This is a genomic window from Pseudomonas sp. ANT_J28, from assembly GCF_008370005.1.
Lineage (GTDB): Bacteria > Pseudomonadota > Gammaproteobacteria > Pseudomonadales > Pseudomonadaceae > Aquipseudomonas > Aquipseudomonas frigoris.
In genome coordinates, this window is sequence record NZ_VOBM01000041.1 from 43,093 (window position 1) to 59,298 (window position 16,206).

Here is a 16,206-nt window from a genome sequence, read left to right on the forward strand (position 1 = left end):
ATGCGCTCTCTTACCCTCCATCTGAAACTGCTGATCGCCATCCTGGTGGTGCTGGGCATTTCAGTTACGGCCTATCAAATCTTCGTGCTCGGCATTCCCGTGACCGAAGACGCCACCGACGACTTGTGGAACATCGACGCCAAAGTCGAGTTCGTCGCCAGTGCCAAGGACCCGGTCAAGATCCAGATGTTCGTGCCGCCGCTGAGCCGCGATTACGTCAGCCTCAACGAGAGCTTCATCTCCAATAACTACGGCGTGGCCGTGAATCGGGTCGACGGCAACCGCAAGGTCACCTGGTCGGCGCGTCGGGCCAAGGGCAACCAGACCCTTTATTACCGTCTGGTGCTGACCAAGCGTTACACCGGCGAAAAATCCAAGATCAAAGGGCCGACCTTCCGCGACAGCATCGCCGTCGAAGGCCCGGAAAAAATCGCCGCCGAAGCCCTGCTTGCGCCGATCCGCCAGCATTCGGCCGACGTCGAAACCTTCATCGGCGAAGCCATCAAGCGCGTCAACAATCTCAGCGACGACAATGTGAAACTGCTGCTGGGTGGCGATCCGTCCACCGCGAACAAAGCCAAAATCGTCGAGCTGGTACTGTCCATCGCCCACGTGCCGGTCGAAAAGGTCCACACTATTCGCCTGGTGGCCGACCAACCGCAAACCCCGGAACTGTGGCTGCGCAGCTTCAACGGTACCGACTGGCTATACTTCAACCCGGAAACCGGCGAACAGGGCCTGCCAACCGACCGCCTGCTGTGGTGGACCGGCGACGAAAACCTGATCACGGTCGATGGTGGCAAGAAGGCCAACGTGACTTTCAGCCTGAACAACAGCGAAATGAACGCGATTCGCCTGGCCAAGCTGACCGACGAAAACACCGACGCCAACTTCCTCGAATACTCGCTGTACGGCCTGCCGCTGCAAACCCAGCAGACCTTCATGATCATGGTAATGATCCCGATCGGCGTATTGGTGATCCTGATCCTGCGCAACCTGATCGGCATTCAGACCCTTGGCACCTTTACTCCGGTGCTGATCGCCCTCGCCTTCCGCGAAACCCAGCTGGGCTTCGGTATCCTGCTGTTTACGATCATCACTGCGTTGGGCCTGTCGCTGCGCTCCTACCTTGAACACTTGAAGCTGCAAATGCTGCCGAGGCTGTCGGTGGTACTGACCTTCGTGGTGGTGCTGATCGCGACGATCAGCCTGCTCAGCCATAAACTCGGCCTGGAACGCGGGTTGTCGGTAGCGCTGTTCCCGATGGTGATTCTGACGATGACCATCGAACGCCTGTCGATTACCTGGGAAGAACGCGGTTCCGGCCACGCCATGAAAGTGGCGATCGGCACGCTGTTCGCCGCGTCCCTCGCGCACCTGATCATGACCGTGCCGGAGCTGATTTACTTCGTGTTTACCTTCCCGGCGATCCTGCTGATTCTGGTGGGCTTCATGCTGGCGATGGGTCGTTATCGCGGCTACCGCCTGACCGAACTGGTGCGCTTCAAGGCGTTCCTGAAAAAGGCTGACGCCTGATGTTCGGCTTCTGGAAGACCTGGAAGGCCCTGGAAGCCCGGGGCATCATGGGCATCAATCGGCGTAACGCAGACTACGTACTCAAGTACAACAAGCGCAGCCTGTACCCGATCGTCGATGACAAGATCATCACCAAGGAGCGTGCGATCGCCGCCGGCATCCATGTGCCGGAACTGTATGGCGTGATCTCCACCGAGAAGGAAATCGACGACCTCGACGAGATCATAGGCGGGCGCAGCGACTTCGTGATCAAACCGGCCCAGGGCGCGGGCGGCGACGGCATCATTGTGGTTGCCGACCGGTTCGAGGGCCGCTATCGCACAGTATCCGGCAAGATCATCGACCATGAGGAACTCGAGCACCATATCTCGAGCATCCTCACGGGCCTGTATTCCCTGGGCGGGCACCGCGACCGCGCGCTGATCGAATACCGGGTGATCCCGGACCAGATCTTCAAAAGCATCAGCTACGAAGGCGTGCCAGACATCCGCATCATTGTGCTGATGGGTTACCCGGTGATGGCCATGCTGCGCTTGCCGACGCGCCAGTCCGGTGGCAAGGCCAACCTGCACCAGGGCGCCATCGGCGTCGGTGTCGACCTCGCGACCGGGCAGACGTTGCGCGGGACCTGGCTGAACAACATCATCACCAAACACCCCGACACCACTAACGCGGTGGATGGCGTGCAACTGCCCTACTGGGACGGTTTCATGAAACTCGCCGCGGGCTGCTATGAGTTGTGCGGGCTGGGTTACATCGGTGTCGACATGGTGCTGGACCAGGAGAAAGGACCGCTGATTCTTGAGCTCAACGCCCGGCCTGGGTTGAACATTCAGATTGCCAATGATTGCGGGCTGACGTTGCGCACCCATGCGGTCGAGGCGCGGCTGGAAGAGTTGAAGGCTCGCGGGATTACCGAGACCGTGCGGGAACGGGTGGAGTTTGTTCAGGAGATGTTTGGGCATATCCCTGCGGTTGAAGGCTGATCCCCGACATCCCCTCTAGGAGCAATTCCCGGAGGAGATTACAATCGCCCCCCCCGCCTCGATGGCTGATCTGCCCCGCCCATGTTGACCTGCTCCGTACACCCGCTCCCCTATCGCGCCAACCCCGCCGAGTACTTCGCGGCGATTCGTCATGCCCCCGGTGCCGTGCTGCTCGACAGTGGCAGGCCGAGTGCCGAGCGTGGACGTTATGACCTGCTCAGTGCCTGGCCGCTGGAGCAGTTAGCCGTATTGCCTGACGAAAGGGGCGGCGATTTCCTGCAACGCCTTCGCGACAATCTGACGCGACTCGGTGAAGCGACAGTGCCTGTTGACCTGCCCTTCGCGGGTGGCCTCATCGGTTACCTGAGCTACGACTTCGGTCGGCATCTGGAAAACCTGCCGAGTCAGGCGCAGGACGATCTGCAATTGCCCGACGCACGTTTCGGGCTGTACGACTGGGCGCTGATCAGCGATCACCAACTGAGTACAAGTCAGTTGGTCTTCCACCCGTCGCTGATCGATAGCGAACGTCAGCGTCTGATCACGCTATTCAGTGAGCCTTCAGTTGACCCGGTCGAGCCTTTCACGTTGAAAGCCCCGATGAAGGCCGACCTGAGCGCTGACGACTATCGCCAAGCGCTCGAACGCATTCAGCACTACATCCAGGCCGGCGACTGCTACCAGGTCAACTTCGCCCAACGTTTCCGCGCGCAGTGCCAAGGCGATCCGTGGGTCGCGTATTGCGCGTTGCGGGCAGCATGCCCGACGCCGTTTTCCGGTTTTCAGAGTCTGCCCGACGGCGGCGCGGTGTTGAGCCTGTCGCCAGAACGTTTCGTCAAAGTCAGCGAACGCCATGTGGAAACCCGCCCGATCAAAGGCACCCGCCCTCGCGGACTGACCGCTGCCGAAGATGCGGCAAACGCCGCCGAACTGCTGGCCAGCCCCAAGGACCGCGCAGAAAACCTGATGATTGTCGACTTGCTGCGCAATGACCTCGGCCGTACTTGCCGTATCGGTTCGGTGCGAGTGCCGGAGTTGTTCAGCCTGGAAAGCTACCCGAACGTGCATCACCTGGTGAGCAGCGTCACCGGAGAACTGGCGGATGACCGGGACGCGCTGGACCTGATCGCCGGCAGCTTCCCTGGTGGCTCGATTACCGGGGCACCGAAAATTCGTGCGATGCAGATCATCGACGAGCTGGAGCCGACGCGTCGCGGGTTGTACTGCGGGTCTTTGCTCTATCTGGACGTGCGCGGCGAGATGGACAGCTCCATCGCGATTCGCAGTTTGTTGGTGAAAGATGGGCAGGTGTGTTGCTGGGGCGGTGGCGGGATCGTCGCGGACTCGGAGTGGCAGGCTGAGTATCAGGAATCGATTACCAAGGTGAAGGTATTGCTCGATACCCTGCAAAACCTGTAACCGACACCATGATCGTTCCCACACTCCGCGAGGGAACGATCAGTGGCGGCAATTACAGACTCAAGGCCCTGTTGGAAGCCTTGATGAACTCCTGCTTCAGCTCCTCAAAACTATGCACCGCCGGAAATTGCGGAAACTCGCGAATCACATTGTCCGGCGCATGGAACAGAATCCCCGCATCTGCCTCACCCAGCATCGTGGTGTCGTTGTAGGAATCCCCCGCCGCGATCACCCGGTAGTAAAGGCTCTTGAAGGCCAAAACCGACTGGCGCTTGGGATCTTTCTGACGCAGTTGATAGCTCGTCACCCGACCGGAATCGTCAGTAATCAGACGATGGCAGAGCAAGGTCGGGAAGCCCAGTTGACGCATCAATGGCTGGGAGAACTCGTAGAACGTGTCCGACAGAATCACCACCTGAAAGCGTTCACGCAGCCAGTTGACGAACTCGATGGCGCCATCCAGCGGCTTGAGCGTGGCGATCACTTCCTGGATGTCGGTGAGTTTCAAGCCGTGCTCGTCGAGAATCCGCAGGCGCTGCTTCATCAGCACGTCGTAGTCGGGGATGTCCCGGGTGGTAGCCCTGAGGGACTCGATCCCGGTTTTTTCGGCGAATGCGATCCAGATTTCCGGGACCAGTACACCTTCAAGATCCAGACAGGCAATTTCCACAAGACACTCCCATTTGTATTGATTATTGAGTCGAGCGAGCCAAAAGACTGCCGAACTCTAGCGACTCAGGCTGATCGGTGCAACGCAGAGGGCGCGCCAGTCGCTGCAGGATTTTGTTACCATCAGACCCATATAGAGCGCCCAGCGCCACCGACCTGTAGGAAGCCGCCCTGATGAGCCCAACATTCGACGTCGTGGAACTCGCCACGACCTATGCAAACAAATCCGCCCAAGACATCCTGAAACTCGCGTTCGCCGAGTTTGGCGATGACTTGTGGATATCTTTCAGCGGCGCCGAAGACGTGGTGCTGGTGGACATGGCCTGGAAGTTGAACAAGAACGTCAAAGTGTTCAGCCTCGACACTGGCCGCTTGCACCCCGAGACCTACCGCTTCATCGATCAGGTGCGCGAGCACTACAAGATCGACATCGAACTGGTGTCGCCGGACTACACCAAGCTCGAACCTTTCGTGAAGGAAAAGGGCCTGTTCAGTTTCTACAAGGACGGCCATGGCGAATGCTGCGGCATCCGCAAGATCGAGCCGCTACGTCGCAAACTCTCGGGGGTGACAGCCTGGGCCACCGGTCAGCGTCGGGATCAGAGCCCTGGAACTCGTAGCGCCGTCGCCGTGCTGGAAATCGATTCCGCGTTCTCGACCCCGGAACGCACCCTGTACAAATTCAACCCGCTGGCGCAAATGACCAGTGAAGAAATCTGGGGTTACATCCGCATGCTGGAGTTGCCGTACAACAGCCTGCACGAACGCGGGTTCATCAGCATCGGCTGCGAGCCCTGCACCCGACCGGTGTTGCCGAACCAGCACGAGCGCGAAGGTCGTTGGTGGTGGGAAGAAGCGACGCAGAAAGAATGCGGGCTGCATGCGGGCAACATCATCAGCAAATCCAAGGCGTAATCTTGAGCCTTGTGAGATCCAATGTGGGAGCGGGCTTGCTCGCGAAAGCGGACTGACATCCAACATTGATGTCGACTGACACAACGCTTTCGCGAGCAAGCCCGCTCCCACAGGTTCTATGATCGGCTCCAAAAATGTGTACACACGAATGTCACCATAGGTGCCATTTGTGTGTGCACTTTTCATTTCTTCGCCCCAAAAAGTTACACGCCCCTCTCCAGACTTCCTCAGTCGACCTTTCGTACAAATCCCGCTGAAAAATAAATACCTGTTCAAACAGTCAATTTATATCGCCTTTATTTCAGATACTTATCGCAAACAGATAACAAAACGAAATTAATAGCGAAATTCATAGATCGCTGACTGGCATGGATCTGGCTTAAGTGCATACATGTTTTGTATACAATCGTATCAAAACATACACACACTTTAGATCCGCAAGCCTGAAGCGCCCTATCCCGTACAGGCTGCAGATGCCCCGTAACCAATGATGCTGACTGCCCGCGACGAAGATTTGTCGAGCCAACGCTCATGCACAGTCATCGCGACGCCAAGCTCGGAGCCTGCCGGAATGCGTACTAGCCTCTCCAATAACAACATCGCGCTGGATCTGCCCTCCTTCCCACCCACTTCAACCCCTCACGACCAAACGTTTCAAGAACCCGTCGTACTCAGCCCTCGCCTGCACAACAAGGACCTGGCGCCGACCAAAGCCGAAGGTCGACGCTGGGGCCGCTACAGCATCTTCGCCCTGTGGACCAACGACGTTCACAACATCGCCAATTACTCATTCGCCATTGGGCTGTATGCGCTCGGACTGGGCGGCTGGCAAATCCTGCTGTCCCTGGGGATCGGCGCGGCGTTGGTGTATTGCTTCATGAACCTCTCCGGCTACATGGGGCAAAAGACCGGCGTGCCGTTTCCTGTCATCAGCCGAATCAGTTTCGGCATTCACGGGGCGCAAATTCCTGCATTGATTCGTGCCGTTATCGCCATTGCCTGGTTTGGGATTCAGACGTACTTGGCCTCGGTGGTCTTTCGGGTGCTGCTGACCGCGGTTCATCCCGGCTTCGCGGACTACGACCACAACTCGATCCTCGGACTATCGAGCCTGGGCTGGGTGTGCTTCGTGGCGATCTGGTTCGTGCAACTGGCGATTCTTGCCTATGGCATGGAAATGGTGCGGCGTTACGAGGCGTTCGCCGGGCCAGTGATTCTGCTGACCGTCGCCGCCCTCGCCGGGTGGATGTACTTTCAGGCCAACGCGACCATCGCCTGGTCGATCCGCGAACCGCTGACCGGCGGCGAGATGTGGCGCAACATCTTTGCCGGTGGTGCGTTGTGGCTGTCGATCTACGGCACGCTGATCCTCAACTTCTGCGACTTCGCCCGTTCTTCGCCGTGCCGCAAGACCATCAAGGTCGGCAATTTCTGGGGCCTGCCGGTGAATATTCTGGTGTTCGCCAGCATCACCGTCCTGCTCTGTGGCGCGCAATTTCAGATCAATGGCCGGATTATCGAAAGCCCGACCGAGATCATTGCCTCGATTCCCAACACCTTCTTCCTGGTGCTTGGTTGCCTGACGTTCCTGATCGTCACCGTGGCGGTGAACATCATGGCCAACTTCGTCGCCCCGGCCTTCGTGCTGAGCAACCTGGCGCCCAAATACCTGACGTTTCGCCGCGCCGGGCTGATCAGCGCGACCATCGCGGTGCTGATACTGCCGTGGAACCTCTACAACAGCCCGCTGGTGATCGTGTATTTCCTGTCCGGCCTCGGCGCCCTGCTCGGCCCGTTGTACGGCGTGATCATGGTCGACTACTGGCTCGTACGAAAAGGTCAGGTCAACGTGCCGCAGTTGTACAGCGAAGACCCCAACGGCGCTTATTACTACAGCCGCGGAGTCAATTTACGCGCTGTCGCGGCGTTTATTCCTGCGGCGTTGATCGCCATCGTCCTGGCGCTGGTACCGGGCTTCGACAGCGTATCGCCCTTCTCCTGGCTGGTTGGTGCCGGGATTGCCGGGGTGCTCTACCTGATCATCGCCAAACGGCAGCCTCATTACGCAGACGTCAGCGGTGAAGCCATCGCGGTCGATAACGTCAGCCATTAATCCCTTGGCGGCCCGGCACCGTCGGGCCGCAGAACCACCCGCTATAAGGACCTCCCATGCGAATTCTCGTGGTCAACGTCAATACCACCGAATCCATCACCCAGGCCATCGCACGTTCGGCTCAGTCCGTGGCCGCGCCGGGCACGGAAATTATCGGCCTGACGCCCTACTTCGGTGCTGACTCCATCGAAGGCAATTTCGAAAGTTATCTGGCCGCCATCGCGGTCATGGACCGGGTGATGGCTTACGACCAACCGTTCGATGCCGTGATTCAGGCCGGTTACGGCGAACACGGCCGCGAAGGTTTGCAGGAATTGCTCAACGTACCGGTGGTGGACATCACCGATGCGGCGGCCAGCACCGCCATGTTCCTCGGCCATGCCTACTCGGTGGTCACCACACTGGACCGCACCGTGCCGCTGATCGAGGATCGCCTCAAACTGTCCGGACTCTGGGACCGTTGCGCGTCCGTGCGGGCCAGTGGTTTGGCGGTGCTGGAACTGGAATCCGATCCCGAACGTGCCTTGGAGGCAATTTTTAATCAGGCGGAATTGGCAGTGGGTGAAGACAAGGCCGAGGTGATTTGCCTGGGCTGCGGCGGCATGGCCGGCCTGGATGAACAGATTCGCCGGCGCATCGGCGTGCCGGTGGTGGATGGTGTGACGGCGGCGGTGACGATTGCCGAGTCGTTGGTGCGGTTGGGATTATCAACGTCCAAAGTGCGGACTTTTGCGACACCGCGGCCGAAGAAAATTATTGGCTGGCCGGGGCGGTTTGGGCGCTAAACCGCTGCCCCAACCCCTGCTCCGCAAACTGCTCGATAATGAAATCCACAAACGCCCGGGTCTTGCCGGGCAGCAGTTTGTGTTCAGCGTAATAAATGGAAATGTTGCCATCGTCGACATACCAGTCCGGCAACACCCGCTGCAAGGTCCCGGCCTCCAGATAGCCCACGGCAAACGGCATGCTCACCAGCGCAATCCCCAACCCTTGGGCGGCCGTGGCGCAGGCAGCCTCCGAATCGCTCATGGTCATCCGCGCCTTGAGCGTCAGCGGGCTGTGTTGCTGAGTGCGACTGGTCAATTGCCAGGAACGCACACGCCCCGTCTGCGGCGATCGAATCAGGATGCCATCGTGATGCTTCAGATCGTCGGGCTCAGCAATCACCTCACGCCCTGCAAGATAGTCGGCTGACGCCACCAATACCCGATGGGCCGGCGTCAGCTTGCGCGCCACCACACCCTGCGGCAGCTCGAATCCCCCGCCAATCGCCGCATCGAAACCCTGAGCGATCAGATCGACCTGACGGTTATCGAAATGCCAGTCCGGGTTGATCGCCGGAAAGCGCCGTAGGAACTCTCCAAGCAACGTCACGACATACAAACGCCCGAACACTGTGCCCATGCTGACCTTCAACGTGCCCGCTGGTCTTCCTTCAGCACTGGCAAGATTAGCCACGGCATTCTGGATCGTGTGCAGGCTGGCGCTGACTTCGCCGAGAAACAGATGACCCGCTTCGGTGAGCGTCAGGCTGCGAGTGCTGCGCTGAAACAGCCGCACACCCAGTCGCGCCTCAAGTTTGGCAACACTCTTGCCCACCGCCGCCGGGGTCAGACTCAGACGGCGCGCGGCTTCGGCGAAGCTGCCGACCTCTGCACTGCGCACGAAGCATTCGATACTGCTGAAGGTTTCCATAAGCGCCACTATAAACTTTTGGTTTACACAGACTATCGCAATTACCGTCTACACAGCCGGTAATCCTGAATCGATACTAGGCTCCATCAACCGAGACATCTCGCCTCGGGACTTTGGAGATCGATATGACTACTCAGAACCTCAGCGGCAAAGTGGCTTTGATTCAAGGCGGATCCCGCGGCATCGGTGCCGCCATTGTCAAACGCCTGGCTGCTGAAGGCGCGACAGTCGCCTTCACCTACGTCAGCTCCACGGCCAAAGCCGAAGAATTGCAAAACAGCATCACCGGTAACGGCGGCAAAGCCCTCGCCATCAAGGCTGACAGCGCCGACGCCGAGGCCATCCGCAACGCCGTGACCGCCACCGTAAAAGCCTTTGGTCGTTTGGACATTCTGGTCAACAACGCTGGCGTGCTGGCCGTTGCACCGCTGGAAGATTTCAAACTCGAAGACTTCGACCAGACCCTCGCGATCAACGTGCGCAGCGTATTCATCGCCACTCAGGCCGCCGCCAAACACATGACAGAAGGCGGTCGCATCATCAACATCGGCAGCACCAACGCCGACCGCATGCCCTTTGCCGGTGGTGGCCCCTACGCCATGAGCAAGTCGGCGCTAGTCGGCCTGACCAAAGGCCTGGCGCGCGACCTCGGCCCGCGTGGCATCACCATCAACAACGTGCAGCCGGGCCCGGTCGACACTGACATGAACCCGGCCAGTGGCGACTTCGCCGAAAGCCTGATCCCGTTGATGGCGGTGGGCCGTTACGGTAAAGCGGAAGAAATCGCCAGCTTCGTCGCCTACCTCGTGGGGCCGGAAGCCGGCTACATCACCGGTGCCAGCCTGACCATCGACGGTGGTTTCGGCGCCTGATACGGGTCAGCCAAACGCAAATCAAATGTGGGAGCGGGCTTGCTCGCGAAGAGGGAATATCAGCCAACATTAATGTCGACTGACACAACGCTTTCGCGAGCAAGCCCGCTCCCACATGTCTGTCGTCAAGCCCATTCAAGCGCTGGCAAACCGCAAGCGCTCGGTTTGAACGCTTTCAACGTACGAAGTATGCCGTCGGCGTGTGCGTATTTTTCATCAGCCATCGCCGCATCCGGGATCGCAATCGCGGTCATTCCTGCCGCTTTCGCCGCCGTGACACCGAACGGCGAATCCTCGAACACCAGGCAATCCTCAGGCGCGACACCCAGGCGCCGCGCCGCTGTGAGGAAAATGTCCGGCGCCGGTTTTGCCGCGCCGACTTCTGGATCGTCAGCCGTCACGATGAAATCGAACAGCGCGAACCAGTCGCGGTGCAACGTGGTTTTCTGGCCGAACGATTGACGCGAAGAACTGGTGCCCACCGCGATCGGAATGTTGTTCGCCTTCAGATGCCGAACCAGCTCCTGTGCGCCAGGCATCGCCAGCGCTGTAGGAAAACGCTCGCGCATCAGCGGTTCGCGGATCACCAGGAACTCTTCGGCGGTGATCGGCAGGTCAAGCGCCTCGACCACATAACGCGCCAGATCACCCGCGCCACGGCCGATGATGTTCTGTTTGACGCTCCAGTCGAAAACCCGACCGTAACGCGCGGCAATCATGGACGTGACTTCGGTGTAAATGCCCTCGGTGTCCAGCAACAAGCCGTCCATATCGAATATCACGGCCTTGATCGGGCCGAATTCATTGAGTGGTGCATTCATCGCATCTGATCCGTTTTCTAATGACATCCCAGAGGCGGCTCAGGTACGGCCGGGTCCGCGATCGATTAAAGGATTCAGCAGCATAGCGAGCGCGGCGGGCATAGGGCAACGGGCAATGCCTGATCGGTACTAAAACCTGCGCCGAAGTGCTCTCCGTCATTTAGCGATTTCCCCTACACCAAACACTTACTTTCCCGACTTCTTTCCACGCCGATCCCCCGCAAAGTCTCGCGCTCTGAATTGATCCGCGCGAGGGACTGCGAATGCTCATACCTGACAACCTCCTGGCCTTGAACAACACCATCGGGCTGCTGGTGGTCGCCGCCATGGACCCTGAGCAGCCGAATGTCGAAGCGCTGCTCGATGACTTTCGGCTCTGCCTGAATGACTACGACGCCTGGGCTGAAAGCTTCTGGACCGGTAGGCCACTGGATGTCGAGCAAGTGTTCAAGGTCGGCAACGAAGTCCGTCTAAGCGCGCCGAAGCATTCGACCACACCGGTCAGTGCGACTGTCGCCGCGTGCCCGGCCAGCGGTCCGCTGACCCTGGTGCATATGTTTGAGGCTGCGCGTTTCGTGCCGATCGGCAATACGCCGGTGATGCTTGAACCTTTGATTTCCGATGTGGTGGGTGAGCAGACATTTGGCGAACCGATCTACGACGACATTGGCCCCAGTGGCATCCTGGAAATCCCCGATTGCCAGCGCGGCCAGCGTTATCGCATCACCTTCTTTCCCGATGTATCCGCTGATCACGTCAAAGCACTTTACGCCTCCTATCAGGGAATCATCGGCGAGCTGGAAGGTTGGTTGCGCAACGAGTGGACGACCGAGTTCGAACCAGCGTGGGCCGGGTTCTGCCAGGCCAGTTTCATCAAGCGCTACGGCATGCTGCAACAGGCCGATTGGCGCGGTTTCGAGAACTCGCTGAACAGTTTGTGGGATGACGTAAAACAGATTTACGCCCTGATCGCAGACCTGCACGCCAACAGCGAAAAACTCCTTGAATACCTGACCCGATCCGAGCTTGAAACACTGCTGAACGCTTCGGCGGAGTCCATCGCCAATGTGTTGCTGATGCTGAGCGACGAGCCGTTGATGTTCATTCATCTCGCGGCGTTCACCAGTTGGCTGAGGATGCTGCCGCCGCAGTACATCGCCGAGGTCGTGGCGGAAATTCGTACGGAGATATTGATCAGTTTCCTGCTCATGTGCCTCACCGGTCCTGCAGGACTGGAATTGCGCCTGAGTGAGAAGGTGCTGTCCAGGATCAAGTCCCCGCAGACCCGGCAATGGCTGGCGGCCGCCAGTTTGCGATTGGCTGAGCTCACCGCCAAGTCCGACCTGACAGCCCACGCTGGCGCGCTCAAACCGCTGATGGTCCATGCCCGGAATGCACCGATCAAATCTGCGCCCGCTGTGTCGTTGCAAATCACCGCGGGGGTTGCGCCGGTTTTGTTGGTGAAGAATCCGCTGGCCATTGCTCGCGACAAGTCTGAAGCCATGACCAGGATTGGCAGGCAGGAACATCGCGACGATGCCCCGGATCAAGCGAAAAACCCCAACGGTGACAGCGCCGATTGCGGACCGTTGACCTGTACCAATGGCTGTCCGGTATCGATGGTCACGGGCGAAGAACTGCTGACCTTGACCGATGGTTCGCTGGACGGGATTTTGCCGTTCGACTTCACCCGACTCTATCGCACCAGTGCGGTGGAGATCGATTGCGGGCTCGGATTCGGCTGGAGTCACTCACTCGCCCATCACCTGGAAATCGATGGCGACACCGTCATCTGGATCGACCACGAAAACCGCCGTACGATCTTTCCGCTACCGAGTAGCGAGCGCCCGACGATTCACAACAGCCTGTCGCGGGCGGCGATTTATCTAGGTGACGAACCGGAAGAGCTGATCCTCGCCCTGGCTGGCGAAAAAACGCGATTTTTCCACTTTCGTGCAGGACGTCTGACGGCTATCAGCGATGCCTACGGCAATCGGCTGACGGTGCAGCGGGACACTTCTGACAGGATCAATCGCCTCGATAACGGCGCAGGGCGTTCCCTTCTGTTGCGCTATGACCGCCGGCACATGGTCGCCGTCGAGTATCAGCGTTTTCATCCGGCCGACACCCTGGAAAACGCCTGGCGTACCGAGCAAACACTGGTTGCCTACCGCTACGACGCTCGTCATCGCTTGATCGAAGCGACCAATGCCGCCGGCGAAAGCGAACGCTACGACTACGACGATCAGCACGTGATCCTGCAGCGGCAGTTGGCCGGTGGGGCGAGTTTCTTCTGGGAGTGGGAACGTGCTGGTAAAGCGGCCCGGTGCGTGCGGCATTGGGCGACTTTTTCGCAGATGGACACGCGATATGTCTGGGACAACAACGGCAATGTGCTGGTTAAGAACGCCGACGGTAGCGAAGAGATTTACGAGCACGACGAACAGGCGCGGCTGGTACGCAAGGTTGAGCTGGACGGTGGCGAGCACCTCAAGGCCTACGACGATAAAGGTCGGTTGCTTGCCGAGCAGGATCCGCTCGGCGCTGTCACTGAGTACCGTTACGACGAAGTCGGACGGCTTATCGCGCTGATTCCGCCGGAAGACGAACCGACGACCTACGAGTATCGCAACGGTTTCCTGCACGCGCGCTATCGCGGCAAAGCGGTGTGGAAATATCAGCGCAATGCACAGGGCGACGTCACCGAAGCGACCGACCCCGACGGCCATGTCAGCCACTATCACTACGACGAAAAAGGTCAGCTGCTGTCGATCCGTTACCCGGACACCAGTCGGCAGGTGTTCGTCTGGAACGCCCTAGGGCAACTGCTCGAAGAGACCTTGCCGGACGGCGGTCAGCGGCGGTATTCCTACGATGGGTTGGGGCGGCAGATTACCCGTCAGGACGAACACGGCGGCGTTACCCAGTACCAACGGGATGCCGTTGGACGACTGATCCAGACGACTCTGCCTACCGGCGCCAGTCGCGCGTTCAGCTACAACGCCTACGGCAAGATCACTGCCGAACGCGATGAACTGGGTCGCGTCACCCGCTACGAATACGTCGACGATCTGCACCTGGTCAGCCGCCGCATCAATGCCGACGGCACCCAACTGAAGTACCGCTACGACAGCGCCCAGCTGTTACTCACGGAAATCGAAAACGAATCCGGCGAAAAATATCTCCTGGACTACACGCCCAATGGCTTGATCCGACAGGAAACCCGATTCGACGGCCAGCGCACGGCGTACGCCTACGACCTCAATGGCCATCTGCTGGAGAAAACCGAATTCGGTGAGGACGGCTCGCAACTGGTAACGGCTTATCAGCGGGATTCGGCCGGACGATTGCTGGTCAAAACCCTGCCCGACGGCATCAAGGTTGAATATCGCTACGACAGCCTCGGCCGACTGGTTAGCGTCGACGACCACCACGATCACCCGCTGGAATTTGAGTACGACCACCAGGACCGCCTGATCACTGAGCATCAGGGCTGGGGCACGCTGCGCTATGGCTATGACGCCTGCGGCCAGCTCAATCGCCTGCGTCTGCCGGACAACAGCAAACTCGATTACCACCACGCCAAGGGCGGTGCGCTGACGGCCATCGACCTCAACGGCACCCGATTGACGTCGCATACGTACTTCGCCGGTCGCGAACTGAACCGCCAACAGGGCCTGTTGCTCAGCAATTATCAGTACGACGACCAGGGCCGTCTGAAAGCCCACGCTGTCAGCCAACACCTCCAACCGCTGTATCGCCGCGACTATGCCTACAGCGCCAACGGCAATCTCGACAGCATCGCCGACACCCGACACGGCCAACGCAGCTACCAATACGATCCACTCGACCGCCTGATCCGCGTGCGCCACTCCCGCGATCAACAACCGGAAAGTTTCGCCCACGACCCGGCGGGCAACCTGCTGATGCAGGATCGTCCCGGCCCGTCCACCGTCAAAGGCAATCGCCTGCTCATGCAAGGCGACCGCCATTACGACTACGACGCCTTTGGCAATCTGATCCGCGAGCGCCGCGGCACCGGGCAAAAACTGGTCACCGAGTACCGCTACGACTGCCAACATCGGCTGATCGGCGCCACCCTGCCCAACGGCAGCCAGGCGACCTACCGCTACGACGCCTTCGGCCGCCGCATCGTCAAAAACTTCGATGGCAAAACCACCGAATTTTTCTGGCATGGCGACCACCTCGTCGCCGAACACAGCCAGGATCACCACCGCAGCTACCTCTACGAACCCGGCACTTTCCGCCCGCTCGCCATGCTCGACGGCAAAGGCCCACAACAGGCCTGCCCGTTCTACTACCAACTCGACCACCTCGGCACACCGCAAGAACTCACCGACTACAGCGGCGACATCATCTGGGCCGCCCGATACACAGCCTATGGCCGCCTGACTCGCCTCAACCGCGACACCCATCAGGTGCTGGATCAACCGTTGAGGTTTCAGGGGCAGTATTTCGATGCGGAAACGGGCCTGCATTACAACCGGCATCGCTACTACAATCCGGATATTGGACGGTATTTGACGCCGGACCCGAGCAAGTTGGCGGGTGGGTTAAACGGGTATCAGTACACGCGGAACCCGACAGGGTGGGTTGATCCGTTGGGGTTGAGTGAGTGTCCTGGGGGGGACGGGTGTAAGAGGCCGGCGTTTGGGGATGAGGATCCGGTTGGGAAGACGGGGGTTGATGAGGGGGAGCCCAGAGCTCCATCCACGAAACCAATAAATCGGTATTTGTACCGCGGAGACTCCCGAGAAGACTGGGAGATTTTTGAAACGGGGTTTGAGCCCTTGGGAGACAGCATGGATCTCTACTTGCATGCCTTGGACAACCGAAGCCCTCCCAGTTTTTTTGTCAGTACTTCGACCTCGGAAAAGGAGGCCATAAAGTTCGCAACGGGATACGGTTTTGATGATGGCTTCGTCTACGTAATAAAAAACATTCGCGGAATAGATGTGAATAAAAGGCTCGGCATGATTTCGCCTCACCGCAAGGAGGTTGAAATCGCGTTCCCAGGAGGAGTAGACAGCCATGCAGTGGTCTAATTTCCCCGGACACCCCGATAGGTGGAAAATACACCTATTGAGGAGTTCTCCATGACCGACAAACGCAAAGTATTCGACGACAGCTTCAAGCTGGAAGTTGTAAAGATGATCAAG

General features: G+C 59.0%; 11 protein-coding genes. 8 read left to right on the plus strand and 3 right to left on the minus strand.

Annotated elements, in window-relative coordinates; all coding sequences use genetic code 11:
- The 3 genes from FQ187_RS23975 (at window position 1) to pabB (ending at window position 3,941) form a co-directional block, all read left to right on the plus strand.
- A complete protein-coding gene (locus FQ187_RS23975) occupies window positions 1–1,536 on the plus strand; it encodes an inactive transglutaminase family protein (RefSeq protein WP_149631371.1) in 1,536 nt (511 codons plus the stop codon).
- Complete coding sequence (locus tag FQ187_RS23980; RefSeq protein ID WP_149631372.1) at window positions 1,536–2,522, plus strand: alpha-L-glutamate ligase-like protein; 987 nt, start codon at window positions 1,536–1,538, stop codon at window positions 2,520–2,522. The genes FQ187_RS23975 and FQ187_RS23980 overlap by 1 nt, the downstream gene beginning before the upstream one ends.
- Before the next feature lie 81 nt (window positions 2,523–2,603).
- Window positions 2,604–3,941: an aminodeoxychorismate synthase component I gene (gene pabB / locus FQ187_RS23985; protein ID WP_149631373.1), complete on the plus strand. Its 1,338-nt coding sequence runs from the start codon at window positions 2,604–2,606 to the stop codon at window positions 3,939–3,941.
- A gap of 52 nt (window positions 3,942–3,993) precedes the next feature.
- Here pabB and thrH read toward each other — a convergent pair whose 3' ends face one another.
- A complete protein-coding gene (gene thrH / locus FQ187_RS23990; RefSeq protein ID WP_056744191.1) occupies window positions 3,994–4,611 on the minus strand; it encodes a bifunctional phosphoserine phosphatase/homoserine phosphotransferase ThrH in 618 nt (205 codons plus the stop codon).
- 173 nt (window positions 4,612–4,784) lie between these two features.
- Here thrH and FQ187_RS23995 point away from each other — a divergent pair, with 173 nt between their 5' ends.
- The 3 genes from FQ187_RS23995 to FQ187_RS24010 all read left to right on the plus strand — a co-directional run bounded on the left by FQ187_RS23995 (window position 4,785) and on the right by FQ187_RS24010 (window position 8,423).
- The gene (locus FQ187_RS23995; protein WP_149631374.1) at window positions 4,785–5,525 is read left to right on the plus strand and encodes a phosphoadenylyl-sulfate reductase; all 741 of its coding nucleotides are present in this window, start codon (window positions 4,785–4,787) and stop codon (window positions 5,523–5,525) included.
- 571 nt (window positions 5,526–6,096) lie between these two features.
- Window positions 6,097–7,638 (plus strand): NCS1 family nucleobase:cation symporter-1, encoded by a 1,542-nt coding sequence (locus tag FQ187_RS24005; RefSeq protein WP_149631375.1) that lies wholly within the window; start codon window positions 6,097–6,099, stop codon window positions 7,636–7,638.
- Between the two features lie 56 nt (window positions 7,639–7,694).
- Window positions 7,695–8,423, plus strand: a complete 729-nt coding sequence (locus FQ187_RS24010; protein ID WP_149631376.1) for an aspartate/glutamate racemase family protein — start codon at window positions 7,695–7,697, stop codon at window positions 8,421–8,423.
- On the opposite strand, the gene FQ187_RS24015 is transcribed toward FQ187_RS24010, so the two are convergent.
- Entirely contained in the window at window positions 8,392–9,333 is a 942-nt protein-coding gene (locus FQ187_RS24015; protein ID WP_149631377.1) for a LysR family transcriptional regulator, read from the minus strand. The two genes, FQ187_RS24010 and FQ187_RS24015, sit on opposite strands and share 32 nt — an antisense overlap.
- Before the next feature lie 125 nt (window positions 9,334–9,458).
- Between FQ187_RS24015 and FQ187_RS24020 the strand changes: the two genes are divergently transcribed.
- Window positions 9,459–10,205, plus strand: a complete 747-nt coding sequence (locus FQ187_RS24020) for a 3-oxoacyl-ACP reductase family protein (RefSeq protein ID WP_008146002.1) — start codon at window positions 9,459–9,461, stop codon at window positions 10,203–10,205.
- A 125-nt stretch (window positions 10,206–10,330) separates the two neighbouring features.
- On the opposite strand, the gene FQ187_RS24030 is transcribed toward FQ187_RS24020, so the two are convergent.
- Complete coding sequence (locus tag FQ187_RS24030; RefSeq protein ID WP_056744180.1) at window positions 10,331–11,026, minus strand: HAD-IA family hydrolase; 696 nt, start codon at window positions 11,024–11,026, stop codon at window positions 10,331–10,333.
- Window positions 11,027–11,289: 263 nt separating this feature from the next.
- On the opposite strand from FQ187_RS24030, the gene FQ187_RS24035 reads away from it, so the two are divergent.
- A complete protein-coding gene (locus FQ187_RS24035; RefSeq protein ID WP_149631378.1) occupies window positions 11,290–16,092 on the plus strand; it encodes an RHS repeat-associated core domain-containing protein in 4,803 nt (1,600 codons plus the stop codon).
- Window positions 16,093–16,206: the final 114 nt, after the last annotated feature.

Coding starts and splice junctions, on each gene's coding strand:
- FQ187_RS23980 (WP_149631372.1), top strand. CDS start 1,536: ATGTTCGGCTTCTGGAAGACCTGGAAGGCCCTGGAAGCCCGGGGCATC.
- FQ187_RS24005 (WP_149631375.1), top strand. CDS start 6,097: ATGCGTACTAGCCTCTCCAATAACAACATCGCGCTGGATCTGCCCTCC.
- FQ187_RS24015 (WP_149631377.1), bottom strand. CDS start 9,333: ATGGAAACCTTCAGCAGTATCGAATGCTTCGTGCGCAGTGCAGAGGTC.
- FQ187_RS24020 (WP_008146002.1), top strand. CDS start 9,459: ATGACTACTCAGAACCTCAGCGGCAAAGTGGCTTTGATTCAAGGCGGA.
- FQ187_RS23995 (WP_149631374.1), top strand. CDS start 4,785: ATGAGCCCAACATTCGACGTCGTGGAACTCGCCACGACCTATGCAAAC.
- FQ187_RS23975 (WP_149631371.1), top strand. CDS start 1: ATGCGCTCTCTTACCCTCCATCTGAAACTGCTGATCGCCATCCTGGTG.
- FQ187_RS24035 (WP_149631378.1), top strand. CDS start 11,290: ATGCTCATACCTGACAACCTCCTGGCCTTGAACAACACCATCGGGCTG.
- FQ187_RS24030 (WP_056744180.1), bottom strand. CDS start 11,026: ATGAATGCACCACTCAATGAATTCGGCCCGATCAAGGCCGTGATATTC.
- pabB (WP_149631373.1), top strand. CDS start 2,604: ATGTTGACCTGCTCCGTACACCCGCTCCCCTATCGCGCCAACCCCGCC.
- FQ187_RS24010 (WP_149631376.1), top strand. CDS start 7,695: ATGCGAATTCTCGTGGTCAACGTCAATACCACCGAATCCATCACCCAG.